General features: G+C 62.1%; 21 protein-coding genes (1 of these 21 only partly in view). 4 read left to right on the top strand and 17 right to left on the bottom strand.

Annotated elements, in window-relative coordinates:
- Positions 1-23: 23 nt before the first annotated feature.
- The 4 genes from QA644_RS15490 to QA644_RS15475 all read left to right on the top strand — a co-directional run bounded on the left by QA644_RS15490 (position 24) and on the right by QA644_RS15475 (position 4,395).
- Entirely contained in the window at positions 24-1,007 is a 984-nt protein-coding gene (locus tag QA644_RS15490) for a tripartite tricarboxylate transporter substrate-binding protein (protein WP_194728112.1), read from the top strand.
- 150 nt (positions 1,008-1,157) lie between these two features.
- Complete coding sequence (locus QA644_RS15485; RefSeq protein ID WP_283069395.1) at positions 1,158-1,619, top strand: tripartite tricarboxylate transporter TctB family protein; 462 nt, start codon at positions 1,158-1,160, stop codon at positions 1,617-1,619.
- A 9-nt stretch (positions 1,620-1,628) separates the two neighbouring features.
- A complete protein-coding gene (locus QA644_RS15480; RefSeq protein WP_283069394.1) occupies positions 1,629-3,134 on the top strand; it encodes a tripartite tricarboxylate transporter permease in 1,506 nt (501 codons plus the stop codon).
- A gap of 85 nt (positions 3,135-3,219) precedes the next feature.
- Entirely contained in the window at positions 3,220-4,395 is a 1,176-nt protein-coding gene (locus QA644_RS15475; protein WP_283069393.1) for a M20 aminoacylase family protein, read from the top strand.
- Positions 4,396-4,535: 140 nt separating this feature from the next.
- On the opposite strand, the gene QA644_RS15470 is transcribed toward QA644_RS15475, so the two are convergent.
- The 17 genes from QA644_RS15470 to QA644_RS15390 all read right to left on the bottom strand — a co-directional run.
- On the bottom strand, positions 4,536-6,323 hold the full coding sequence (locus QA644_RS15470) for an adenine deaminase C-terminal domain-containing protein (protein ID WP_283069392.1): 1,788 nt from the start codon (positions 6,321-6,323) through the stop codon (positions 4,536-4,538).
- Positions 6,320-7,240, bottom strand: coding sequence for a nucleoside hydrolase (locus tag QA644_RS15465; RefSeq protein ID WP_283069391.1), 921 nt, complete (start codon positions 7,238-7,240; stop codon positions 6,320-6,322). Before QA644_RS15465 ends, QA644_RS15470 begins: the two co-directional genes overlap by 4 nt.
- Positions 7,241-7,244: 4 nt before the next feature.
- Positions 7,245-8,267, bottom strand: coding sequence for an ABC transporter ATP-binding protein (locus QA644_RS15460; protein ID WP_283069390.1), 1,023 nt, complete (start codon positions 8,265-8,267; stop codon positions 7,245-7,247).
- Positions 8,260-9,039 (bottom strand): ABC transporter permease, encoded by a 780-nt coding sequence (locus tag QA644_RS15455; protein WP_283069389.1) that lies wholly within the window; start codon positions 9,037-9,039, stop codon positions 8,260-8,262. Before QA644_RS15455 ends, QA644_RS15460 begins: the two co-directional genes overlap by 8 nt.
- On the bottom strand, positions 9,036-9,863 hold the full coding sequence (locus QA644_RS15450) for an ABC transporter permease (protein WP_039845949.1): 828 nt from the start codon (positions 9,861-9,863) through the stop codon (positions 9,036-9,038). The genes QA644_RS15455 and QA644_RS15450 overlap by 4 nt, the downstream gene beginning before the upstream one ends.
- A gap of 66 nt (positions 9,864-9,929) precedes the next feature.
- Positions 9,930-10,952, bottom strand: a complete 1,023-nt coding sequence (locus QA644_RS15445; RefSeq protein ID WP_283069385.1) for a polyamine ABC transporter substrate-binding protein — start codon at positions 10,950-10,952, stop codon at positions 9,930-9,932.
- A 1-nt stretch (position 10,953) separates the two neighbouring features.
- Positions 10,954-11,997, bottom strand: a complete 1,044-nt coding sequence (locus QA644_RS15440) for a LacI family DNA-binding transcriptional regulator (RefSeq protein WP_283069383.1) — start codon at positions 11,995-11,997, stop codon at positions 10,954-10,956.
- A gap of 164 nt (positions 11,998-12,161) precedes the next feature.
- On the bottom strand, positions 12,162-13,604 hold the full coding sequence (locus tag QA644_RS15435) for an efflux transporter outer membrane subunit (protein ID WP_283069382.1): 1,443 nt from the start codon (positions 13,602-13,604) through the stop codon (positions 12,162-12,164).
- Positions 13,605-13,762: 158 nt separating this feature from the next.
- Positions 13,763-16,867 carry an efflux RND transporter permease subunit gene (locus QA644_RS15430; RefSeq protein WP_283069380.1) on the bottom strand — a complete coding sequence of 1,035 codons (3,105 nt, stop codon included), beginning with the start codon at positions 16,865-16,867 and terminating at the stop codon, positions 13,763-13,765.
- Between the two features lie 47 nt (positions 16,868-16,914).
- The gene (locus QA644_RS15425) at positions 16,915-18,132 is read right to left on the bottom strand and encodes an efflux RND transporter periplasmic adaptor subunit (protein WP_283069378.1); all 1,218 of its coding nucleotides are present in this window, start codon (positions 18,130-18,132) and stop codon (positions 16,915-16,917) included.
- Between the two features lie 157 nt (positions 18,133-18,289).
- Entirely contained in the window at positions 18,290-18,892 is a 603-nt protein-coding gene (locus QA644_RS15420) for a TetR family transcriptional regulator (RefSeq protein ID WP_239597149.1), read from the bottom strand.
- Between the two features lie 110 nt (positions 18,893-19,002).
- Positions 19,003-19,947, bottom strand: coding sequence for a phosphoribosylaminoimidazolesuccinocarboxamide synthase (locus QA644_RS15415; RefSeq protein WP_283069377.1), 945 nt, complete (start codon positions 19,945-19,947; stop codon positions 19,003-19,005).
- A 74-nt stretch (positions 19,948-20,021) separates the two neighbouring features.
- Positions 20,022-21,767 (bottom strand): SLC13 family permease, encoded by a 1,746-nt coding sequence (locus QA644_RS15410; protein WP_283069375.1) that lies wholly within the window; start codon positions 21,765-21,767, stop codon positions 20,022-20,024.
- 102 nt (positions 21,768-21,869) lie between these two features.
- Complete coding sequence (locus QA644_RS15405; RefSeq protein WP_283072400.1) at positions 21,870-22,556, bottom strand: phosphoribosyltransferase; 687 nt, start codon at positions 22,554-22,556, stop codon at positions 21,870-21,872.
- A 14-nt stretch (positions 22,557-22,570) separates the two neighbouring features.
- Positions 22,571-23,377, bottom strand: coding sequence for a pseudouridine synthase (locus QA644_RS15400; protein WP_074069549.1), 807 nt, complete (start codon positions 23,375-23,377; stop codon positions 22,571-22,573).
- 177 nt (positions 23,378-23,554) lie between these two features.
- Entirely contained in the window at positions 23,555-23,761 is a 207-nt protein-coding gene (locus QA644_RS15395; protein ID WP_022719384.1) for a hypothetical protein, read from the bottom strand.
- 146 nt (positions 23,762-23,907) lie between these two features.
- A protein-coding gene (locus QA644_RS15390; protein WP_074069548.1) for a hypothetical protein crosses the window boundary here: on the bottom strand, positions 23,908-24,209 show its 3' portion. It continues 37 nt past the right edge of the window; 302 of the gene's 339 nt are visible here — the last part of the coding sequence; its start codon lies off the right edge, out of view — the gene reads right to left on this strand; it ends in the stop codon at positions 23,908-23,910.

The raw sequence follows: 24,209 nt of genomic DNA, 5'->3' as shown, positions 1-24,209 counted from the left end.
TGTTTTCATCAGGGAGGAAAAAGATGAAAATTCTGAAGGCCATGCTTGGCATGACGGCGGCAGTTGCCGTTTCGCTTCTCGCAAGCGGCGCATCCGCGCAGACCTATCCCGAGCGCACCATCACCATGGTCGTTCCTTTCTCGGCCGGCGGCCCGACCGATACGGTTGCCCGCCTCGTTGCCGAATCCATGTCGAAGGACCTCGGCCAGCAGATCGTCGTCGAAAATGTCGGCGGTGCGGGCGGTACGCTCGGCGCGGGACGGGTGGCTTCAGCCAGCCCGGATGGCTACACCATCCTGCTGCACCACATCGGCATGGCCACCAGCGCCACGCTTTACCGCAAGCTCGCCTATGACACGCTCGGCGCCTTCGAATATGTCGGTCTCGTCACCGAAGTCCCGATGACGATCGTTGCCCGCAAGGATTTCGAACCGGCCGACCTCAAGAGCCTTATTGAATATGTGAAGGCCAACAAGGACAGCGTGACGGTCGCGAACGCCGGTATCGGCGCAGCCTCGCATCTTTGCGGCATGATGTTCATGAGCGCTATCCAGACGCCGTTGACGACTGTTCCCTACAAGGGCACCGGCCCGGCGATGACCGATCTTCTCGGCGGTCAGGTCGACGTCATGTGCGACCAGACGACCAACACGACGAAGCAGATCAAGGGCGGCACGATCAAGGCTTATGCCGTGACCTCGCCGAAGCGCCTCGACATCATGAAGGATATCCCGACGGCGGTCGAAGCCGGTCTGCCCGGTTTTGAAGTCGGCATCTGGCACGGCATCTACACGCCGAAGGGCACTCCGGCAGAGGTCAACGAGCGCCTGTCGAAGTCGCTGCAAGTTGCGCTGAAGGACCAGAACGTCGCGGCTCGCTTTGCAGAACTGGGCACCGCGCCATCGCCGGAGGCCGACGCTACGCCTGCTGCCCTGAAGGCGAAGCTTGAAAGCGAAATCGCCCGCTGGAAGCCGGTGATCGACGCTGCCGGCGAATATGCGGATTGAGGTGTAGTGCCTCTGGCCCCTCACCCTAACCCTCTCCCCACTGGGGGGAGGGAATTCTGGCATCATCTCCCCGCCGGGGAGAGCGTGGCGGCAGCCGGATGAGGGAAAACCACTTGCGCTGAGGAACCATCTCCAACTCACGGAGACACCATGAAATCGGTTAGTTTCGATACCACCAATGTGATCTGCGGCGCGCTGCTTGTCGCGACCGGCGCATTTTTCGCCATCCAATCCTACAGTCTCGACCTGGGGACCACGCTTCGCATGGGGCCGGGTTACTTCCCGCTTGTGCTTTCAGCGGTGCTGATCATTCTCGGCGCGGTCGTCTTTGTTCAAGCGATCCGCGTGCAGGGCGAGCCGATGGGGCCGCTTGCCTGGCGTGGCATGCTGTTCATCCTGCCTGCGCCGATCTTTTTTGGGCTGACGGTTCGGGGGTTGGGATTTGTGCCTTCGATCTTCCTGACCGCTTTCATTGCATGCTTTGCCTCGCATCGGATGACGGTGCTCCACGCGATTTTGCTCTCGGTTCTGCTGACGGCCTTTTCGGTTGGCGTGTTCAGCTATGGCCTCGGATTGCCGTTCGAGCGTTTTGGCCCCTGGGTCCGGTTCTAGGAGGCCGCGATGGAACTTTTCAGCAATCTGGCACTCGGTTTCGCGACGGCAGCAACGCCTGCCAACCTTTTCTTCTGTCTGATCGGCGTTCTGCTCGGTACGCTGATCGGCGTGCTGCCCGGCATTGGCGCCACGGCGACAATCGCCATGCTTTTGCCGATCACTTTCCAGCTTGAGCCGGTGTCTTCGCTCATCATGCTCGCCGGCATCTACTACGGCGCGCAGTACGGCGGTTCGACGACGGCGATCCTGATCAACATGCCGGGCGAATCCTCTTCGGCGGTGACGGCCATCGACGGCTACCAAATGGCGCGGCGCGGCAGGGCAGGGCCGGCGCTTGCGATCGCAGCACTCGGTTCCTTCTTCGCCGGAACGGTCTCGACCTTCCTCGTCGCGATCTTCGCGCCGCCGCTGACCGATATCGCCCTGCGCTTCGGTGCTGCGGAATATTTCTCGCTGATGGTCGTCGGCCTGGTGTCGTCGATCGCGCTTGCCCATGGTTCCGTGGTCAAGGCGCTGGCGATGGTCGTGCTCGGGCTGCTGCTTGGCCTCGTCGGAACGGATATCTATACAGGCACCCCACGCTTCACGCTCGGCATCCGCGAATATGCGGATGGCTTGAATTTCGTGGCACTTGCTGTCGGGGTCTTCGGTATCGCCGAAATTCTGCGCAACCTGGAAGGGGAAAGGACCCGGACGGTGCTGATAGCAAAGGTCTCCGGCCTGCTGCCGTCACGCGAAGAATTCAAGGAGATGATCGCGCCGGTGCTTCGCGGCACGGCGATCGGCTCGGCTCTCGGCATCCTGCCGGGCGGAGGTGCGATCCTCGCGTCCTTTGCCTCCTACACTGTTGAAAAGCGTATCTCAAACAAGCCGAAGGAATTCGGCCAGGGTGCCGTTGCCGGCGTCGCAGGCCCGGAGTCGGCGAACAATGCTGGTGCGCAGACCTCGTTCATTCCGCTTCTCACCCTTGGCATTCCGGCCAATCCGGTGATGGCGCTGATGATCGGCGCGATGATCATTCAGGGGATCGTGCCAGGGCCAAACGTTGCGACCGAGCAGCCGGCGCTCTTCTGGGGCATCATCGCCTCGATGTGGATCGGCAATCTGATGCTCGTCGTCCTGAACCTGCCGCTGATCGGGCTCTGGGTGAAGCTGCTGACAGTGCCGTATTACGTGCTCTTCCCGATCATCATGGCCTTCTGCTCGATCGGGGTCTACAGCGTCAATTCCAACGTCTACGATCTCTATTCCGTCGCCTTCTTCGGCTTTATCGGCTACTTGCTTGCCAAGCTTAGATGCGAGCCGGCGCCGCTGCTGCTCGGTTTCGTGCTGGGTCCGCTGCTCGAAGAAAACCTGCGGCGGGCGATGATCCTTTCGCGCGGCGATCCGACGACCTTCGTCACCCGGCCGATCAGCGCGATCCTTCTTGCGATCGCCGCGGCAGTCCTCATCGTCGTCTTCCTGCCGAGCGTGAAGAAGAAGCGCGAAGAGGTCTTCGTCGAGGAGGGTTGAAGTTCGCCGCGCTTTGTTGAACAAAGGATAACCTGGCGCGGGCGCCGTTTTGGCGCCCGCTTCGTATGACAGGACATCCAGGCCCATGAACATCCCCGTGCGGATCAAGGACGATCTGGCTTTTCTCACATCGCTGCGCCGTGACCTGCACGCCCATCCTGAGCTTGGCTTCGAGGAGGAGCGCACGAGCGGCATCGTGGCGGAGCTGCTCGAGGAGGCGGGCATCAAGGTGCATCGCGGGCTTGGCGGCACGGGCGTCGTCGGCACGCTGCAGGCCGGCAGCGGCACGCGAGTGATCGGGCTTCGTGCGGATATGGATGCGCTGGCGATGCCGGAGATTGCCGAGCGGTCGTACAAATCGACCGTGGCCGGCAAGATGCATGCCTGCGGGCATGACGGTCATACCGCCATGCTGCTCGGCGCGGCACGTCATCTGGCGGCGGTCAAGGGCTTTTCGGGCACCGTGCATTTCATCTTCCAGCCGGCGGAGGAAGGGCGAGGCGGCGCGAAGCGGATGGTGGAAGAGGGGCTCTTCGAGCTCTTTCCCTGCGATGCCGTCTATGGCCTGCACAATATGCCGGGACTTGCCGTCGACGAGATTGCAGTGGTCGAAGGGCCGCAGCTTGCTTCTTCCGATAGCTGGCGCATAACCTTTCGCGGGACGGGCACGCATGGCGCAAAACCGCATCTCGGGCGCGACCCAATCACCGCCGCGGGCACCTTCCTAGCCTCGCTGCAGACGATCGTCGGCCGCGTCGTCGATCCGCTGCAGCCCGCCGTCGTGAGCGCCTGTTCGCTGCACGCGGGTGACCCGAAGGCGCTCAACGTCATCCCGGACACGGTCGAGGTCGGCGGGACGGCGCGGGCCTATTGCGCCAAGGTGCGCGATCAGCTCGAAGCGGAGATCGGCCGCCTCGCGCAGGGCACGGCGGCGATGTACGGCATTGCCGTGGATTATCAATTCGAGCGGCGCATTCCGCCGGTCGTCAACGATGCCAATGCAACGCAACAGGCCCTGGCTGCTGCACGGGCGGTGTTGGGGGAGAAGGTGCGCACCAGTTTTCCGCCTTCGACGGCCGGCGATGACTTTGCGTTCTTCGCACAGAATGCGCCGGGCTGCTACGTGTGGCTCGGCAATGGCCCTGCCGTCGACGGTGCCCTGCACCATAATACCGCCTATGACTTCAACGATGCGGCGATCGGCTATGGCGTGGCTTATTGGGTGAAGCTGGTGGAGCAGGCGTTGACGTCCCCGGCATAAGAGCTCGCGGCCTTCTCCTCCATCCGCCTGCCGGAACCGAGGGAGAAGGGGCTCGCGGCGATGCCCCAACCTTCCTCTTCTCGTCAGCGGCATAACTTCGCCCGAAGGTCGGACGGGGAAGCGGCAAGCTCCCCCGTCCGCTACAAAATCTCCAGCACCGGACTTTCCAGCACCTTTCCCGTCACGACATCCGCAATCCCTCGGTCCGTCTGATGCGGGCCGGTGTTGCAGGCGAGTGTCGCGCCGAAGCAGGCCTTGAAGACAAGGTAGGGCGGTTGCCAGTCGACGATCTTTTCCATTGCCTTGCGAATATTGCGGAAGGCGGAGGCGGTGTCCTTCAGCGAAATTTCGGTGACGAGGCCGGAAAGCGGCAGGGGCAGCAACGCTTCGATCTGACCATCCCTGGCAACGGCCATGCCGCCGCCGGCCGCGATGACGGCGTTCGCAGCGAGCGCCATGTCGCGTGCATTGCCGCCGAAGACGGTGAGGTTATGGCTGTCATGCGATACCGTGGTGCAGAAAGCGCCGCGCCATTTTCCCCAGCCCTTCAGGAAGCCGGTGCGCGGGCGGCCATCCGCCCTGCCGTGACGATGGGCGACGGCAATCATGGCGCAGTCCGGCGGCGGAACGACGAAACCGTCCTTAACCTCGGCATCGGCTTTGCCCCATTGCGTAAAGCGCGGCCGGTCGATCGTGGCGATGCGGACGCGATTGCCCTTCGACGGCACTTTGAAGTCGTCCTCGGTTAGCGGCGAAAGCTTGACGGAATTGGTAAGCGGCGCGGAGTCGAGCGAATGGACCGGCGACGTAAGCTTGCCGTTCTGCGCCGTCACGTGGCCATTGGCGATGACCGTGCGGGCTTTGAAGTCCTGCAGGTCTTCGAAGAGGACGATATCTGCGCGTCGTCCGGCGGCAATCAGGCCGAGGTCGTTGCGTTTCAGGCGTTCGGCGGCGTTGAACGTCGCAGCACGGAGTGCCCATTCCGGCTTCATGCCGTAGCGGACCAGACGCCGGATGACGTCGTCGAGGGCACCATCCCTTTCGAGTTCATCCGGAAAGACGTCGTCGGTGCAAAGCGTCACAGTTGGCGGCATATGGCCGATGCCGTTCAGCGTCTGGACGAATTCCTCAAGGAGGTGATCATGCGAGCCGCGGAGCTCGATCGTCATTCCGGCGGTAAGCTTCGAGAGAAGGTCGGCGCCGGAGGTCAGCTCGTGATCGGAGGTGACGCCGGCCGCCATGAAGGCGTTGAGATCGGCGCCTTCCAGCCCGCGAGCGTGGCCGCAGACGAGCTTGCCCGAGGCGAGCCCCGCTTGAACGATGGCGTTCATGCGCGGATCGCCGTCGATGACGCCGCGCATGTTCATGACTTCGGCAACGCCGCCGAGCGCCGGCAAGCGCAGCATTCCGGCAATGACCGAAGCGTCAAAGTCGGCGCCTGCCATTTCCAGGCCGGGTGCCGAAGGAACGCAAGACGGGGCGAGCAGGATCATGTGCAAAGGCAGAGCGTGGGAAGCCTCGATCGCCCAGCGCACGCCGTCAAGGCCGTGCACATTGGCGAATTCGTGCGGATCCCAGAGGATCGTCGTCACGCCGCGCGGCAGGACGGCCGCGGTATATTCGGCAGGCGTCACCATCGAGCTTTCGATATGCATGTGCGTATCGATCAGGCCGGGCGTGACGAACGTGCCGCCGGCATCGATGCGTTCGGTCGCGTCGGTGCGGGTGCCCGGCGCATGCACGCTGGCGATCAGCGCCCCGACGAGGCCGATATCCGCATCGCGGAAGCGGCCGGTGACCACGTCGAGCAGTTTGCCGCTGGTGATCAGCGCGTCGAACGGGGCAGCACCCCTTGCGGCGGCAACGGCGCGGGCGCGCAGCGACGGATCATTGATGTCTGCGGGTTCCCGCCCAAGCTGTGCGTTCATGTGCGGGCCTCGTTGACCAGGGCTGCGAGGATGATGGTGCGCGCCGTCTCGGCGTCGATATCGGCGGCGAACTGGGCGTTAAACGTGGCATGCGTGTCGCGCGTCTCGACCACCGTGCGGCCGCGGGTCAACCGGCCCCCCAGCTCGACATCGATACGGGCGGGATGAAACTTCACAGCATCCGGCGCCACGAAGGCCACGGCGGCGCACGGATCGTAGATCGCCATGGCGGGGCGGCCGCGGCTGGTGCCGATGCGGATGTAACCGGCAAACATGTCGGCCAGCAGTTCGGCCCTCGTGCCGCCCGCGCTGCGCACGGGTTCAGCGTCTTCCGGTCTGGCGAGCACCTTGCGGCAGAGGTCGAGATCGACCATACGCAGCGGCATGCCATGGGCGAGGACGATCGCCAGCGCTTCGGGATCGGCAAAGGCGTTGAATTCCGCCGAGGCCGTATGATTGCCGGCAGTGACGCTGCCGCCCATCCAGGTGAGTTCGGTGATGCGGGCGGCAAGATCCGGACGCGCGAGCGCCACCGCCGCGATATTCGTCAGCGGGCCAAGCGCCAGGATACGGCGCGGACCGTCAGCCTCAAGCCAGCGGCAAAGAGCAGTGAAGGCGTCGCTCATTGCAAGCGCCGCCGCTGCGGGCAGGCCTCTTCCGATCGTCGGGATGCCGGTATCGCCGAGGATCGCCTGAGCGGTCTCGAACTTGCCCAGGACTGGTTGGGCGCGGCCGGTATGGATGGGGAATGTCCAGCCGAAGGTTTGCATGGCACCAGCGGAGTTTGCCTGCACCTGGGTCAGCGGCGTGTTGCCGAAGACGAGCGAGACGCCGTCAATCTCGAGCTCAGACTGATCAACCACCAGAATGGCGGCGATGTCGTCAAAGCCCATATCGGTATCGATCCAAACGCCCATGATGTCACCCGAACCGCGTAAGAGTTGCAGCCGCCGCAAGCGGTAGGTCGAAGGAAAGTGCCGCGCCGATTTCGTGCGGTGGCAGGCTTGCATCCACCTCGGCCTTGATCGGCCCGAGCGGCGTATCAAGCAGATATTCGCGCGTGTTGCCGGCAAAGGAGGTGCCGCGCACGGCGCCCTGGAAAGGACCGGAACCAAGCGCGACCGAGCTGGGCCGCCAGGCCAGCCCTGCTGCCTGCAGAGCGGGAAGGGAAAGTTCAATGGCGCCGTTCGGCGTGACAAGCCTGCCGTTCTGCAGCTTGAAGACATTCTCGAAGCCGACGAAATCGGCAACGAAGGCGGAGACCGGTTTGTTGTAGATTTCTTCCGGCGTGCCGATCTGCTCTATGCCGCCGTTCAGCATGACCACGATACGGTCGGCAAGGGCCAGGGCCTCCGCCTGGTCGTGGGTGACGAAGATCATAGTAACGCCGGTTTCCTTTTGCACGCGCTGCAGTTCTGCCCGCATTTCGAGGCGCAGGCGCGCGTCGAGGTTGGAGAGCGGCTCGTCAAGCAGCAGCACCTTCGGCTCCATGACCATGGAACGGGCAAGCGCCACGCGCTGCTGCTGGCCGCCGGAGAGTTCTGCGGGTTTGCGTGAGGCGAAACTGGAGAGGCCGACTGACTTGATGCCGGCGTTGACACGGGTATCGAGCGTCTGTCCGTTGATACCCTTGAGGCGGAGGCCGAAGGCGACGTTCTCATAGACCGTCAGGTGCGGGAAGAGCGCGTAGGACTGGAAGACGAGGCCGACGGCGCGTTTGTTGGCCGAAACGCGCGTGATGTCGGCGCCATCGAGATTGATGCGGCCGGAGGCGGGTGCGAGCAGACCTGCAATGGAGCGCATCGTCGTCGTCTTGCCGCAGCCTGAAGGGCCGAGCAGGGCGACGAGTTCGCCCTTGGCGATCGACAGGTCGAGATCCTTCACGGCGACCGTATCGCCGTAGGCCAGCGTCAGCTTGTCGAGTTGAAGATAGGTATCAGACATAACGAGACAGTCCCAGGAAGCGTTCGGCGAGGAAGACGATGCCGATGGAAAGGAAGGCGAGCAGCGAGGAGAGCGCGGCGATCGAGGGGTCGTAAGTGGTTTCCATGTAGCCCAGCATATCGATTGGCAGCGTGCGGACGCCGGGGCCGGACAGGAAAAGCGAGACCGGCACCTGGTTGAAGCTGGTGACGAAGCCGAGGATGAAGGCGGCAAGAATGCCGCCGCGGATATTCGGCATCACGACACGGAAGAAGGCGCCGAGGCGCGACGAGCCGAGCAGCACGGCGGCTTCCTCGATGTCTGAGCGCAAATTATTGAGGCTTGCGGAGACGACGCGCACGGCATAGGGCAGGACGAGCGCCGTGTGGGCGAAGAAGAGCGCCAGCGTGATGTTGAAGCCGAAGGGCACGACGATGTAACGCAACAATGCGAGGCCGACGATGATGCCCGGGACGATGATCGGCAGCGAGACAACGGTTCGGACCGTTTCACCGAAGGGCAGCCAATAGCGCGACAGAGCGTAGGCGGCCGGAATGCCGAGCACGAGGGCGGCGAGCGTTCCGAAGACTGCAAGGAACATCGACGTCGAAAAGCTGTCGCGGAAGCTCTCGATGGTGAAGACCTTGATCACCCAGCGAAGCGAGAGGCCTTGCGGCGGAAAGGCGAGCGTATCCCCGGCCGAAAGCGATGCGGCGATGATGATCAGAAATGGCCCGATCAGGAACGCCAGCACGAGGAAAAGCACGATCGGTGAGAACAGACGGGCGGTCATCGCTTGTTCCTTGCAGTTGCCAGGCGCTTCAGCAGAATGTTCGCGGCGAAGCTCATAACGATCAGCATGAAGGCGATGACGCTTGCGGAAACGAAGTTATTGGCGACGGAGACCTGCTGGTAGAGCAATGTTTCGAGCATCAGCACCTTGGAACCGCCAAGCACGGCGGGCGTGATATAGGCCGTCAGCGAGCCGGTGAAGACGAGCGTGCCGCCGACGACGAGGCCTTCGCGGGTGAGCGGCAGGATGACCTTCCAGAAAACCTGGAACCAGTTGGCGCCGAGGACGCGGGCCGCCGGGATCGCATCCTTCGGCATATTTTCGAGCGCGCTGATCAGCGAAAGGATCATCAGAGGCAAGAAGAGCTGCAGCAGGCCGATGAACACGGCCGTTTCAGTAAAGAGAAGGCGTAGTGGTCCGTCGCTGAGGCCCATGCCGGTCAGCGCCTGGTTGACGATGCCGGTGCGGCCGAGGATGACGATCCAGGCATAGGTACGGGCAACGGGCGAGATCATCAGCGGCAGGGTAACGAGGCCGATCATCCGGCCCTTGCCCTTGGGCGGCAGGTTGACGATGGCGAAAGCTGCGGCATAGCCGATGATCGCCGAAACGGCCGTCACCTCAAGACCAAGCTTGAAGGTGCGGATGAAGACGGTGCGGTTCAGCGTCCCGGAGAAGAAGTCACCATAGGCGGAAAGCGTCCAGGCGCCTTCCAGGCGAAAGCCTTCCGAAAGCAGGATGGCGACGGGCAGCAGAAAAACCACCGCGGCAAAGACCGCTGCGGGCAGGGCGAGCGCCAGGGCTTCTGCTCGGTTCTGAAACATGATGCGCCTTTCGGAACGGCGGCGGAATGGGCGGTCCCGGCAAGCCGGAACCGGGTGATGGGCGCTTTACTGGCCGACCTTGTCGTTCCATTCCTTGAGCCATGCGTCGCGATTGTCGAGCGCTGCTGCGGACGGAATGAGCTTGAGGCTCTTGGCTGTGTCCTCGCCGTAAGTGAGGTTGTTGGCGGCGGCCTCGGAAACCTTCACGTCCTTGTTTGCGGGACTATCGATCAGCTTTTCGGCGAGTTTCGTCTGGATGTCGGTCGAGAGCCAGAAATCCATGAACTGCAGCGCCAGATCCTGATTCTTCGAGCCTTTGGTGACGACCATGACATTCATACCGCCGGTCTGGCCTTCCTTCGGTGTCGCCCAGGCGACCGGAAGGTCGAGCTTGGTGAAGCCCGCCCAGGAGAAACGGCCGATCGGGGCGGCCCAGATTTCCTCCTGCTGCATGAGCTGTATCAGCTGCGAGGACTTCTCATAGAAGGTGACGATGTCATCCTTCTTTTCGCCGACGGCTTCGATCGGTCCCTTGAGGTCGGGCGTATCCTTGCCGAGCGCGAGGCCGAGCATATAGAGCGCCGGCGGCCCCTGGTTGGTGGTCACGTTCGGAAAGGCGACGTGGCCGACATATTCCGGCTTGAGGAGATCGGCCCAGGACTCGATCTTCATCTTGTCCGAGCGGTAGGCGATAGACGTGGCATAGAACGTGTAGCCGACGCTCATGCCGTCGCCGTTCGGGTCCTTGGCGAGATCGTAGAGCTTGCCGAAGTTGGTAAGCTTGGACGGATCGATCTTTTCCACCAGGCCCTTGCGGGAGGCCGACAGCGCATCCGCCATCGAGACGACAGCCATATCGACAACCGGGTTTGCCTTGTTCGCCTCCATCTTGGCGAGGCGTTCGACGCTGTTGCCCGTCTCGACGACGAGCTTGCAACCACATTGCTTTTCGAAGGGATCATAGACCAGCGTCTTGAAGTCGTCCTGCGCAAAGGCATAGACGGAAATAGTCAGAGTGCGATCCTGCGCCACGGCGCCGAGCGGGATAAGCGCGAGCAGCGCTGTCGATGCGATGAGGGATGTCTTCATGTCATGAGTTCTCCATCTGCAGGTTTTCTTGAACCGGCTTCGCCGGCCCGGATGATTGGCGGACGATCAGTTGCATGGGCACGCGATCATTCTGCGCGGTCACGAGTGCGCCCTCCCGCGTGCGGCCTGTGTTTATGCTGTTAAGCAAGGCCGATACGGCGATCTCGGCAATGGCGTCCATGTCCATCTTCACCGTGGTAAGTGCGGGTGTCACGACCGCAGACCAGATGAGGTCGTCAAAACCGGTGACGCTGGCCTCTGCAGGCACATCGATGCCGTCGCGCTGCAGCTCCGTGAGCACCCGCAGCGCCTGAAGATCGGACAGGGCGGCAAAGGCGCTGAAGCCCTCCTCGACCTTTCTTGCAAGTCCGAGCGGGCAGCCGCTGCCGGCCTGATGTTCAAGCTTTTCGATCCAGAGCGTTTCGGCGCTCATGCCCGCACAAAGACCCGAACGGATGCCACCCGCCCGATCGTTCTGCACGTTCGATTCCGGATTGTTGCCGATGATGAGGATTCGCTTGTGGCCGAGATCAGCGAGGTGAGCGGCAATCAGTTCGCCACCCTGCCAATGATCGGCTGCAACCGTGTTGCCGGGGGTTGATGCGGTGTCGATGACGGCGACTGGGCAGCTTGCCGCGGATATTCGCGTTGCGCGGCGGGGCACGATCACCATACCGTCGACGCCGCGTTCGACCAGCCGGTTGATTGCTTCGGTCTGCGCCGAGACATTGCCGCGCGAGTCGGCGATCAGTACGCCGTAACCGGCAGAGGCGGCGGCGAATTCGATCGCCTGCGCAATCTTGGGAAAGAGGGGATTTGCGATGTCGGGAAGAACGAGGCCGAGCACGCCGCTTCGGCCGGTGCGAAGCGCCCGACCCGCCTGGCTTGGAACATATCCGAGCTCCGCGGCATGTTCCCTGATCTTTCCGACGAGCTGCTCCGAGACGCGCCCCTTGCCCGAAAGCGCGTTCGACACCGTTGCGACCGACACGCCTAGCGACGTCGCAATCCTGCTGAGGTTCGGTCCCGGGCGCAGCTGAGCCATGGTTTCATAATGCGTTTGATTAATCGTTTAATCACGCGTACCTGAAGCGCACCGGCTTGTCGAATCCATTTTGTGGGATAGGGCGTGTTGCACACGGGATTTTTCGAGAAGCAATAAAAAAAGCCCCGTTGCCGGGGCTTTTGTCATTCATAGAAATGGCTCTATCAGCTCTTTGTGGGGCCCTTTGCCACGGTGGCGGAGACAGAGTTGACCTTGCCGCCCGGGGCATAGCCGCCGCCGATGGCGACGTTGAGGGAGACGTAGTCCTTGGCCATCTGCTGCACGGCCGCCGCCAGGCTCGCCTGGGCCAGCGACACCTGGCGCTGGGCGTCGAGCACGTCGAGCAGCGAGGAGGCGCCGTCCTTGTAGCTTGCCGTCGACAGTTCCAGCGATTCCTGCGTCGTCTTGACCTGGGCGCGCAGCGCTTCCACCGTCTGGGCGTCGCGGCGCACCGCCGACAGCGCGTTCTCCACTTCCTCGACGGCGTTGAGCACCGCTGCCTTCCAGGCGAGATAGGCGGTCTTGGCGTCCGACTTGGCAATGTCGACATTGGCGCGCAGGCGGCCGCCGTCGAAGATCGGCAGGTTGAGCGTCGGGCCGAAGGACCAGGTGGTCAGGCCGCCGCCGCGGCCACTGGCCGGGTTGACCCAGGTCGGCGAGATCGAGCCGGACAGCGCGATCGACGGATAAAGCTGCGATTGGGCAACGCCGATATTGGCGGTCGCCGCTGCCAGATTGCGCTCGGCCACGCGGATGTCGGGACGGTTGCGGATCAGGTCGGCCGGGATGCCGGAGATGATGCCGGCACGGTAGACCGGCTGGGCGGCGCCCCTCTGCAGTTCGGCCATCAGCGAGGAGGCCGGCAGGCCGAGCAGCGTGGCGATGTGATGCGCCGAGACGCGGAAGTTGGTTTCCAGACCGGGGATTTCGGCCTGCGTCGACTGCACCAGGCCCTCGGCCTGGACGACGTCGAGCCTGGAGGCGGCCCCGGCTTCCAGCTGGAACTTGGTGAGGTCGTAGGTCTCCCGGCGCGATTGCAGGTTGGCCTTCGACAGCGCAATGCGCTCCTGGAAGAAGCGGGCGTCGATATAGGTCGAGACGAGATCCTGCAGGAAGGCAAGCCGGGCCACGTCGGCGCTGGCATAGGCCGAATCGAGCGAGGCAAGCGCGCTTTCCTTGGAGCGGCGGTACTGGCCGAAGAGATCGAGCAGCCAGGAGACATTGGCCTCGCCGCCAGTGGTGTTGGTAGCACCCACCCGGGTGCGCTCCGAGCCCATCTGGCCCGACACCGTGTGCGAGGCGCCGACCACCAGGCTCGGCAGCGAACCGGCCCCGGCGACCGTCACATTCGAGGACGCCGAATTGATGCGCTCCATCGCCTGCAGCACGTCGAGGTTCTGGTCGATGCCGCGCGCCACCAGGCTGTCGAGCTGCCTGTCGCGATAGGCCGACCACCAGGCCACCGTCGCAACATCACCGATATTCTTGGTGCTGCCCTCATCGAATTTCGCCGGCAGCGGCATCTCCGGAGGCGTGTGGTCCGGTCCGCTCACGCAGCCCGCCAGCAACAGCAATAGTGCCGGTGTAGCAAAACGAAGAGATATCATTCATTTCTTCCTGTAACTCGACCAAGTCTAAATTCTTGCCAAAAGCATCATGCTTTGCCTTCGGCCGCGCTTCGTCCCAACGAGGTACACCATGCCGAAGCAGTCCGCGGGCAATGTATCAATGAGTCATTCATTCTGGCAGTGCATTTTTATCACACTCACGCCACAATTTTCTTGCGGCGGGAGAATACGCGTCGGATGACGACGAAGAAGGACGGCACGAAGAAAATCCCGAGCGCAGTCGCCGCGAGCATGCCGCCGAGGACACCGATGCCGATTGCGTTCTGGGCTGCGGAGCCCGCGCCGGTGGCGACGGCAAGAGGCACGACGCCCAGAATGAAGGCAAGTGATGTCATGATGATCGGGCGCAAACGCAGCCTTGCCGCTTCCAGAGTCGCCTCGAAGAGCCCCATTCCGGTCTCCATCCGGTCCTTGGCGAATTCGACGATCAGAATCGCGTTCTTCGCTGCGAGACCGATCGTCGTCAGAAGACCGACCTTGAAGTAGACGTCGTTCGCTTGTCCGAAGAGGGTCGCAGCCATAAGCGCGCCGAGCACGCCGACAGGCACCGCCATGATCACCGAGAACGGGATCGACCAGCTTTCGTAGAGTGCGGCGAGGCAAAGGAAGACGACGAGCACCGAAATTGCATAAAGCATCGGCGCCTGCGAACCCGAGAGCCGCTCCTGATAGGAAATGCCCTGCCAGGCGACCGTATAGCCGCCGCCGAGCTGTGCAGTCAGGGCCTCCATCTCGTTCATGGCGTCGCCGGAGCTGACGCCCGGTGCCGAAGCGCCGTCGAGCGGGATCGCGCTGACCGCGTTGAAGCGGGCGAGCGTCGGGGCACCCTTTACCCATTCCGTCGAGGTGAAGGCGGAGAAGGGAACCATTTCGCCGGAAGAGTTGCGGGCATACCAGTGGTCGAGGTCAGTCGGCTGCATTCGGAAGGGCGCATCGCCCTGCACGTAGACCGGCTTGATCTCGCCGTTCAGCGTGAAGTCATTGACGTCGCGGCCGGTGAAGATGACAGAGAGCATCGCATTGACCGCAGATATATCGACGCCCATGGCGCCGATCTTCTCCTGGTCGATGACGATCCGCATCTGCGGCTCGACCTCCTTGTTGTTATTGCGGAGGGCGACCACCTTGCCGCTGGCATTGGCCATCTGGATCAGCCGCTTGGAGGCGGTGTCGAGCGCAGCTGTGCCGTGTCCGCCGGTATCGACGAGGTACATCGAGAAGCCGCTGGACACGCCGAGACCCTGTATCGCCGGCGGAAGCAATGCGAAGACCTGCGCTTCGCGGAAGGTGAAGAAGGTCTTGAGCGCCCGCGTCACGATCGCCTGCGCGTGCTGATTGGGATCGGTACGAAGCGAGAAGTCCTTGAGCTTGGTGAAGACGATCGCGCTGTTCTGGCCGGAGCCGTTGAAGCTGAAGCCAAGGGCGCCGAAAACCGACTCGACGGAGTCCTTCTCGTTTTCGCGATAGTATTTTTCGACCTTCTCGACGACGGCCTGGGTCTGTTGCGTGGTCGATCCGGGCGGCGTGGTGACGATCGTCAGCAGAACGCCCTGATCTTCCTGCGGCAGGAACGAGCTCGGCAGGCGCGTGAACAGATAGGCGCAACCGGCGCCGACGAGCAGGAACACCAGCATGACCCGGATCGGACGCTTCAACAGATAGCCGATGGTGCGGACGTAGCCATTGGTCGAGCGCGTGAAGTTGCGGTTGAACCAGTCGCCGACGCGGTGCTTCCTGTGTTCGCCGACCGGTTTCAGCATGCTCGCGCAGAGTGCCGGCGTCAGCACGATGGCGACGAGGGCCGAAAGCAGCATGGCCGAAACGATGGTGATCGAGAACTGACGGTAGATGATGCCGGTCGAACCGCCGAAAAAGGCCATCGGAATGAAGACGGCGGTCAGAACCAGCGCGATGCCGACGATGGCGCCGGTGATTTCGCCCATCGACTTCTCGGTCGCCTCAAGCGGCGACAGCTTTTCCTCCGACATGATGCGCTCGACGTTCTCGACAACGACGATAGCGTCGTCGACGAGGAGGCCGATTGCGAGAACCATGGCGAACATGGTCAGCGTGTTGATCGAATATCCCGTTGCCGCGAGAATGCCGAAGGTTCCAAGCAGCACCACCGGCACGGCGATGGTCGGGATCAGCGTCGCGCGCAGGTTCTGCAGGAAGACAAGAAGAACCACGAAGACGAGAACGATCGCTTCGATGAGGGTATGGACGACCTTCTCGATCGACAGCTCGACGAAGGGCGTCGTGTCGTAAGGATAGGTGATCTCCACGCCTTCCGGCAGGCCGCGTCCGATCGTGTCGAGCGCCGAGCGAACGCGCTCCGCGGTATCGATGGCGTTGGCGCCGATCGCGAGGTTGACGGCAAAGCCGCTCGAGGGCTGACCATTGTAGCGCGAAGAGCCGCCGTAGCTTTCCTGGCCGATTTCGATGCGCGAGACATCGCTGAGGCGGACCGTCGAGCCGTCCTTTTCCACTTTCAGAATGATCCGCTCGAAGTCCGCGACCGTCGTCAGCTGGCTCTGCGCGGTGATCGTGACGTTCAGCTGCTGGCCTTCGACGAGCGGTTGTGCGCCGAGCGAGCCAACGGAGACCTGGGTGTTCTGAGCCTCGATAGCCGAGGTTACGTCGCTTGGCGTCAGCTGATACTTCTGCAGCTTGAAGGGATCGAGCCAGACGCGCATGGCGTAACCCGAACCGAATATATTGATGCTGCCGACGCCTTCGAGACGCTGGATCTGATCTTCGATCTGATTAGACAGGATGTTGCCGAGGTCGACGGAATTCCGCTTGCCGTCGGTCGAAACCAGCGAGCCGACCAAAAGGATACTGGAGGTCGATCGCGTGACGCTGATGCCGGCATCGATGACGTCATCGGGAAGCTGCGATTGAACGAGCTGCAGCTTGTTCTGGACCTGCACCTGGGCGATGTCCGGGTCGACGCTTGTTCCGAACGTCAGCGAGATGCTGGCCGAACCGGTCGACGAGGTCGAAGTCATGTAGGTGAGGTCATCAAGGCCGGTCATGCCGTCTTCGATGATCGTCGTCACCGATTTCTCGACGGTTTCAGCGCTCGCGCCGCGATAGGTGGCGTTGATACGCACCGTGGTGGGTGCGATGTCCGGATACTGCGAGATCGACAGAGTGAAGATGCCGAGCAAGCCTGCGAGCATGATGGAAATCGCAATGACCCAGGCAAAAATCGGGCGTCGGATGAAAAACTTGGCCATCAAATTATTCCTGTGCGGCTTGGATCAATGTTAGAGGCGGGCGCGTCCTACTGCGCGGCCGGCTTCTGGGCGTCACCGGCCGCTGCCTGCTCGGCAGCCACGACCACACCGCTTTCATTGATCTTCATGGGGACGGGCGTAACCGGCATGCCGGGCGCGATCGACTGCAGACCGCTGACGATCAGCTGATCGCCATCCTTCACGCCGTCGGTCACGAGCCAGGAATTGTTGGAGGGCGAGGCGTTTTCGAAGACACGTGTCTCGACTTTGCCATCAGCGGAGATGAACTGCGCCGTCAGACGCCCGGTCGCGTCGCGGCTGGTGGCCAGTTGCGGCAGCGCATAGCCGACCTCGGCGCCAAGTTCGACGGTCGCGCGCACATACATGCCCGGCAAAATGACGAGATCCGGATTCGGGAAGAGCACGCGGATGATGAAGGTGCCGGTCGTCTCGCTGACGATCTGCTTCGACATATCCAGCTTGCCCTTCTGGGCGTATTCCTTGCCGTTTTCCAGGATGAGCCGGAATGCGACATCGGCGCCTTCACCCCGAACGGTGCCAGATGCCAAGGCATCACGGAGCCTGAGGAGATTGGTGCTCGATTCGGTCAGCGAAACATAGATCGGGTCAAGCTGGCGGATCGTCGTCAGCGCCGCTGTCTGATTGGCGGCCACCACGTTGCCCACGTTGTAGGCCGTCTCGTCGATGACGCCGTCGAACGGCGCGACGATCTTCGTGTGGTCGAGATCGATTTGCGCGGAGGCAAGGGTGGCCTTGGCCGATTCGACCTCAGCGTGAGCCTGGAGAAGGGTGGTCTTTGCCGTTTCGAATTCGATCTGTGTCGCGCCGCTGCCGACGAGGCGCTGGTAGCGGTCGAAATTACTCTGCGCGCTCGGCACGCTGGCTTCGGCCTTGGCGATTGCCGCCTTAGCCTGTTCGACGGTTGCAACATAAGGCGCGTCTTCGATCTGATAGAGGAGGTCGCCCTTTTTCACCTCGCTGCCGTCTCTGAAGGCGATTTCACGGATGATGCCGCTGACCTGCGGACGGATATCGGCCGTCTGATAGGCCTCGGCCCGGCCCGGAAGGATCGTCGTGACCGGGAACGTATCCTTCTTCAGCGCCACGACACCGACCGGGGCGGGCTGCTGAGCCGCCGCTCCAGGCGCACCTGCGCCGCCGGCCTGGTTGTTGCTGTCGCTGCAGGCAGTAAGCAATCCGCCCAGCACCAAAGCTGAAGAGATGATGAAGCCACGCCGTATCATGCTGAATTCCCTTGCGGTTGGCATTTGCGGATCGGATCACCAGCCCCGGCGACGGAGCGCTGCATCCATATAAGGAGCGTGATTAGCGGGATTCAAATACCCTTCGATCCGAACTTAAGAAAAGATTTACGAAGTGACGTAATTCAATGATCGTCACTTAGCAAGCGCTATTTTGCAGTGCAGTATCTACAAAACAGACGATCTCCTCAGCCCTGTGCACAAGTGTATCCTTATCGTCACGGGCGATCAGCACGGGGTGCAGCACCGATGCAAGGACATCGGCAACGGTATGAGCGGCGCGGCGCGGATCGGAACATTTATAATGATCTGCGCTAACCCCCTCGCGGATGATTTCTTCGAGTTGCTGCTCGATTCGCTCGCGGTAGCGATTACCCGCTTCGAGCTTCGCCTGAACTGTCGTCAGCACCATTTCGAAGATGTAGGGATTTTCCTGAATGTCCTTGAGGTGGCTTTCGAGAAGCCGAAGCACGAAACGCAGCAGTTGCTCTTTCGGCGGGAGGTTTCGGTCGAAAGAGCCAAAGCGCTCGGTGGCATTGCCGAGATGCCGTTCGGCAATGGCATCGACGAGCGCCACTTTCGAATGAAAATGCTTGAAGACATTGGCCGGCGACATGCCGAGGGAGGAGGCGATGTCGGCGATCGATACGGCGACGAAACCGCGCTGGCGAAACAGCAATTCGGCCATCGACAGAATGTCTTCCCGCGTTTCCTCGGCCTTGCGCCGCGGCCTTCGTGCCATTCGTTCCCAAGCCGGCCTTCCGACCGGCACCCCTTCCTTGCACATGCTAACGCCTTCCGGCGAAATCCCGCAAGCGCACAGGCGGCTTTCGGGCGGTTCGTTCCGGATTTTTAAGGGAAATAGCGCGCAAGGTTGCTTCGCACACGGGCAACCGGGGTTTCGCCGCTGTCATCCGGCACGAAAGACTGGGCGGTAATCGCCTCATAGGCCTTGATGTAAACCTTCGATGTCTGCTCGACCAATTCGACCGGGATCTCGGGGATCGCGTCCTTGTACGGGTCGCAACGCTCGGCGACCCAGGCACGGACGAAGTCCTTGTCGAAGCTTGCGGGGCGCGTGCCGGCTTCGAAGGCCTGCTGATAGCTGTCCGCGAGCCAGTAACGGCTGCTGTCCGGCGTGTGGATTTCGTCGGCGAGAATAATATTGCCGTCCTTGTCGGTTCCGAATTCGTATTTGGTGTCGACAAGGATGAGGCCGCGTTTTGCAGCCATTTCCTGGCCGCGTGCGAAAAGCGCGAGCGCGTATCTCGAAAGCGTTGCCCACTGTTTCGCTGTGAGCAACCCGCGGCTGACGATCTCGTCAGGCGTCAGCGGCTCGTCATGGCCGCCGTCGAATTCCTTGCTGGTCGGCGTGATCACCGGCTCGGGCAGGCGCTGGTTGTCGCGCATGCCGTCCGGCAGGCGCATGCCGTACATTTCGCGCTCGCCCTTCTTATAAAGAGTGAGGATCGACGTGCCGGTGGTGCCGGCGAGATAGCCCCGGACGACGACCTCGACGGGCAGAATGTCGAGCCGCTTGCCGATGACCACATTCGGGTCCGGATAGACAATGACGTGGTTTGGGCAGATATCCTTGGTTGCTTCGAACCAGTAGCGTGCCGTCTGCGTCAGCACCTGGCCCTTATATGGGATGCAGGTCAGGATGCGGTCGAAAGCGCTGAGGCGGTCGGTGCTGATGATGATGCGGCTGCCATCCGGAAGGTCGTAATTCTCGCGCACCTTGCCGCGGTAATAGTTCGGCAGTTCGGGGAAATGGGCTTCGGAAAGAATTCGCACGGGCTCGATAGTCCTTTGTCGCGGGGTTTCACCTTGCTCTAGTTCCATTGCAGGGGATGTCAAGCAAATGGCTTTCAAAGCCAGATCAGGGCGACTAGAAGAACGGTCAGAAAATAGGAAGCAAACGCCAGCGGACTGCCGGCGCGCAGGAAGTCGGAGACGCGGTAGCTGCCGATGCTCATCGCCAGCGTATTGTTGTGGTGGCCGAACGGCGTCAGGAAATCGAGCGACGCGCCGGCGGCAACGGCAATCAGATAGGCGGCCGGGGCTTGGTGTGCCGCTTCCGCGAATTCCAGCGCAACGGGACTGAGCACAATTGCCACTGTCGCGTTGTTGACGAAAGGCGTAAGCGCCATGGCGATGAAGAGCAGGAGTGCGATGCCGGCAAGCGGCATGGTTATCGGCACGAGCAGGCTCAGCCAATCGGCGACCAGCTGGGCCGTGCCTGTTGCGGCAACAGCCGAGCCGATTGGGATCATCGCGGCCAGCATGATGATGATCGGCCAGTTTATGTCCGCCATGGCCTGGCGGATGTTGAGATAGCCCATCAGCGCAAGAACGAGCACGACAGCCGCAAATGCGATCTCCGGGCGGATCGGCCCGACAGCGGAAAGCGTCACGCCAGCAGCGAAGATCAGGAAGGGCCGCCACGCATTCGACGTCGCCTCGTCTGCAGGCTGGGAGGCGAGCGGCAGGCATTCGCATTCCTCAAGCGCTTCAGCGACCGCCTCGCGTGGGCCTTCGAGCAGGAGGATATCGCCGATCGAGAGCTGCAAATCCTCGAAGCGGCCTTCGATCCGTGGTGACCGCATGGAGAGAGCGGCAACCCTGACGCTCCGGCTCTTAAAAACCTCCAACGAGCGGATTCGCGAGCCGACCAGCGTGCTCTCCGGCATGACGACGGCCTCGATGCGGGTGAAATCCGCCTGCAGCCCATTCGGATGAGCTTCTGGAACGAGCGCAGCCGAGGCGGCGAGACCGGCAAAAACTGCATCGGCGCCTTCGGCAAGCAAGCTATCGCCTGCCTCGATCGTCGACTGATCGAGCGGGCCAAAGACGAATCGGCCGTTGCGGATCAATGCGTGCGGCTGGATTTCAAAGAGGCTGGAGCAATCGAGAAGGCGTACGCCGGCGAGCGGCGAACCCTCAGGAATGCGCCGTTCCGTCACGATGCGCCGTCGGGCTGGCGCCGCAGCGGCAGGTTCGTCGTCCGTTTCGGGAAATAGGTGCGGAACGAGAGCGGCCATCAGCAGAATTCCGGCGATGGCGACAGGAAGGCCGACATAGGCGAAATCGAAAAAATGAAAGCCGGAGCCCGTTGCCTTGGTCAATGCATCGCTGACAAGCAGATTGGCCGGCGTTCCGATCAGCGAGACGAGACCGCCGAGAAGTGCCGCGAAGGAAATCGGCATGACGAGCTGGCGCCGGGGGATATCCATGACGCTGCTGATGCGCAGCGTTGCAGGCAGCATGATCGCGAAGGCGCCGATATTGTTCATGAAGATCGAGATGAGCCCGGTGACCGCCGAAAGACTGGCGATGACCGTGAAGCCGGACAGTCCGGCGGCTGCAAAACGTGCGGCGAGGCTGTCAAAGAGTTTCGCGCGGGCGAGCACCTGGACGATCAGTAGAATCTCGACCACGGTGATGACGACGGGACTCGCGAAGCCGGCAAAGACCTGATCGGCTGGATAAAGTCGGAAGAGATACCCGGCAAGCAGGCCCCCGATCGCCACGACCTCGATGCGGATACGGTTCAGGGAGAACAGAACGAGCATTGCCGAGAGAAGGATCAGCAGGGATGCTTGCTCGAACGTCATGGGCGGGCTCGCGTTTCAACCGTCAGCGGAATGTAGCCATCCGGACAGGGCTGTATAGGGAGGGCGCGCGGAAAGATCGAACAATCCTCATATTGTGCGAGGTCAGGCAGTGGGCGCGCGCCAACGGCCTTCTGCCGTCCTTTCGAGTATCGGTGTCGCGAAGACGCCAACGGTGCGGTCGGGCCATTGGGCGCCTTCAGCGGCGAGCTTTTCCTTCCAGCGTTCGGATTGCAGCATCGCCGCGGCGACGACGACAGGCTCGATATCGCAGGCCATCATCAATTGCAGGCCCGCGACGATGGAACTGCCGCTCGAAATGACATCGTCGATCAGCGCGACACGGCGGCCCCGAAGCAGCGGCAGCATGCGCGGGTCTATATAAAGACGCTTCTGCTGTTCCGGCGTCGTGATCGACGACAGGGCTACGGAAAGGTCGGTGCGGTACCAGAATTTCCGGGAGGTGCCCAAGGGTACGTAGCGCGCGTGTCCGAGCTTCTGGGCGACTGCTGCAGCAAGCGTCAACCCGAGCGTCGGCAGGCCTGCGACGATATCGATGTCAAAGTGCCTGATCGTTGCCGCCAGTTGCCCGGCAAGCGCATCGAGCACGGCGAAGCTCGCCTGGTTGACGATCAGCGAGGCGAGAGCGTGGTCGCTGTCGGCAAGCACCCGGATTGGCAGACGAAGCTGGCGGCGGTCGTGCAGTTCCGCGACATAGAACGAGGTAAAATCGCCATCTGCCGGAAAGCTGCCCGGGGGATGGAGCTCCTGCCAGAAGTCATGCGGCGCGATATCGTCGTTCTGCATCAATTCCGCCCGGTCCTTTCCATGCCCGTCCGCCGCTTCAGGTCGCGTAGCTCCGCCTCTGTCAGTGCGCGCACCGAGCCTTTCGGCAGCTCTCCAAGCTTAAGCCCGCCGATTGCAACCCGCACCAGCCGCAGGCACTCCGCACCGGTGGCTTCGAGCATGCGGCGGATCTGCCGGTTACGGCCCTCGTCAAGTTCCACCTCGATCCAGGAGTTGCGGTCGCCGCTTCGCAGGAGCCGTGCAGCCGTCGCTGTCAGCACTTCGCCGTCGTGCCGGATCCCGTATGTCATTTCGGCCAGCGATTCCGCATCCATGATGCGGTTGACTTGCACATGATAGGTCTTGGTCACATGGGTGATCGGATCGAGCAGGGCCTGCGCGAACTCGGTATCGTTGGTAAACAGCAGCAGGCCTTCGCTTGCCTTGTCGAGCCGGCCGACCGGTGAAAGATGCGGAATGTCGAATTCCTTGAGACAATCATAGACCGTCGGACGCTCTTCCGGATCGTGCCGGGTCGTCAGCAGCCCGCGCGGCTTATTCAACATCAGGTAGATTTTCGCCTCGGCGGCGATCGTTGCGCCGTCGACTGCAAGCTTTGCTGATTGGAGATCGACCCAGGCGTCGAGATTCCGGATGATCCGCCCATCGACCGCAACACGGCCGTCGGCGATCAGGCGTTCGGCCTGGGTGCGGGAACAATAGCCGAGCTTCGAAAGAGCACGCGGCAGGGTGACCCGCTTGCCGCCGGTATCCGCGCCGGCTTTCTCGCGTTCACGCAATTTCTGCGGTTGGCGCCGCTCTCCCACTCAGCCGTCCTTGCCTGGTTGCAATGCCGCATTCTTTGCATGAACGGCAGACGGACGCCAGCGAAGGCGGCGACAACTCAAAGGAATAATGAGGGCAGGGGAGCGCGCGCTGAATGGCAGCCGAACAGGATCGTCCGCCGGCGGCTCCGTTACTGATATTGTAAAACCCTGCCGGACTTAGTGGCAGGCGAGGAAGCCTGCCAGTTCCTGACGATTGACGACGATGCCGGCAGCGGCCTTCACCGGGTCAGGATGGGTATAGGTCAGGCTCAGCATTTCGGGCAGTTCGAGCGCCTGGCGCATATTCATGATGCCAACTGCACGGCGGCCGGTCGCGCTGTCTACGCTGACCTCGACGATGCAATTCGCTTTCTTGTTTTCCATGGTTTGTCCTCCCTCATTATTATGCTCGCCTACCTGCCATTAAAAATTGGTTTTTCTAAGACATAAGTATTTATGGACCCTACCGAATTTCCGATCGGCGGGGTCCCAAATAATCATTCTTATTGTGCGCTGCGGTAGTAAGCTGCCTAACGCCACCAATGTTGCGGCTGCGACTGTTGGTAACCACTTAGCAGGTAGCCGGCAAGGAAGCCCAATGCACCGGCGAGGACGAGGGCGGTTGTCGTTGCCGCCGCATGTTCGCGGGCAGCACCGGCTGCGGCTACACCCTCCGCGCGGATCTGGGCAACGGCGTTCTTGGCGCGAGGGAGCGATTCATCAATGGCCTTGCCGGCGCGGTCGCGCACTTCGTAATAGGCTTCGGCGCCCTGAGCGGAAATCATCTTCTGCAGGCGCGACACTTCCTGCTGAAGCGCGGCAATGTCCTTGC

The organism is Rhizobium sp. CC1099, assembly GCF_029714385.1.
GTDB lineage: Bacteria > Pseudomonadota > Alphaproteobacteria > Rhizobiales > Rhizobiaceae > Rhizobium.
This window is presented reverse-complemented; position numbering and strand designations above follow the sequence as displayed.

What these genes read in the sequence shown, in the direction of transcription:
- QA644_RS15440 (WP_283069383.1), bottom strand. Translation starts at nt 11,997, where the DNA reads ATGGCTCAGCTGCGCCCGGGACCGAACCTCAGCAGGATTGCGACGTCG.
- QA644_RS15395 (WP_022719384.1), bottom strand. Translation starts at nt 23,761, where the DNA reads ATGGAAAACAAGAAAGCGAATTGCATCGTCGAGGTCAGCGTAGACAGC.
- QA644_RS15460 (WP_283069390.1), bottom strand. Translation starts at nt 8,267, where the DNA reads ATGTCTGATACCTATCTTCAACTCGACAAGCTGACGCTGGCCTACGGC.
- QA644_RS15430 (WP_283069380.1), bottom strand. Translation starts at nt 16,867, where the DNA reads ATGGCCAAGTTTTTCATCCGACGCCCGATTTTTGCCTGGGTCATTGCG.
- QA644_RS15445 (WP_283069385.1), bottom strand. Translation starts at nt 10,952, where the DNA reads ATGAAGACATCCCTCATCGCATCGACAGCGCTGCTCGCGCTTATCCCG.
- QA644_RS15475 (WP_283069393.1), top strand. Translation starts at nt 3,220, where the DNA reads ATGAACATCCCCGTGCGGATCAAGGACGATCTGGCTTTTCTCACATCG.
- QA644_RS15450 (WP_039845949.1), bottom strand. Translation starts at nt 9,863, where the DNA reads ATGTTTCAGAACCGAGCAGAAGCCCTGGCGCTCGCCCTGCCCGCAGCG.
- QA644_RS15470 (WP_283069392.1), bottom strand. Translation starts at nt 6,323, where the DNA reads ATGAACGCACAGCTTGGGCGGGAACCCGCAGACATCAATGATCCGTCG.
- QA644_RS15490 (WP_194728112.1), top strand. Translation starts at nt 24, where the DNA reads ATGAAAATTCTGAAGGCCATGCTTGGCATGACGGCGGCAGTTGCCGTT.
- QA644_RS15420 (WP_239597149.1), bottom strand. Translation starts at nt 18,892, where the DNA reads ATGGCACGAAGGCCGCGGCGCAAGGCCGAGGAAACGCGGGAAGACATT.
- QA644_RS15425 (WP_283069378.1), bottom strand. Translation starts at nt 18,132, where the DNA reads ATGATACGGCGTGGCTTCATCATCTCTTCAGCTTTGGTGCTGGGCGGA.
- QA644_RS15410 (WP_283069375.1), bottom strand. Translation starts at nt 21,767, where the DNA reads ATGACGTTCGAGCAAGCATCCCTGCTGATCCTTCTCTCGGCAATGCTC.
- QA644_RS15485 (WP_283069395.1), top strand. Translation starts at nt 1,158, where the DNA reads ATGAAATCGGTTAGTTTCGATACCACCAATGTGATCTGCGGCGCGCTG.
- QA644_RS15435 (WP_283069382.1), bottom strand. Translation starts at nt 13,604, where the DNA reads ATGATATCTCTTCGTTTTGCTACACCGGCACTATTGCTGTTGCTGGCG.
- QA644_RS15480 (WP_283069394.1), top strand. Translation starts at nt 1,629, where the DNA reads ATGGAACTTTTCAGCAATCTGGCACTCGGTTTCGCGACGGCAGCAACG.
- QA644_RS15455 (WP_283069389.1), bottom strand. Translation starts at nt 9,039, where the DNA reads ATGACCGCCCGTCTGTTCTCACCGATCGTGCTTTTCCTCGTGCTGGCG.
- QA644_RS15465 (WP_283069391.1), bottom strand. Translation starts at nt 7,240, where the DNA reads ATGGGCGTTTGGATCGATACCGATATGGGCTTTGACGACATCGCCGCC.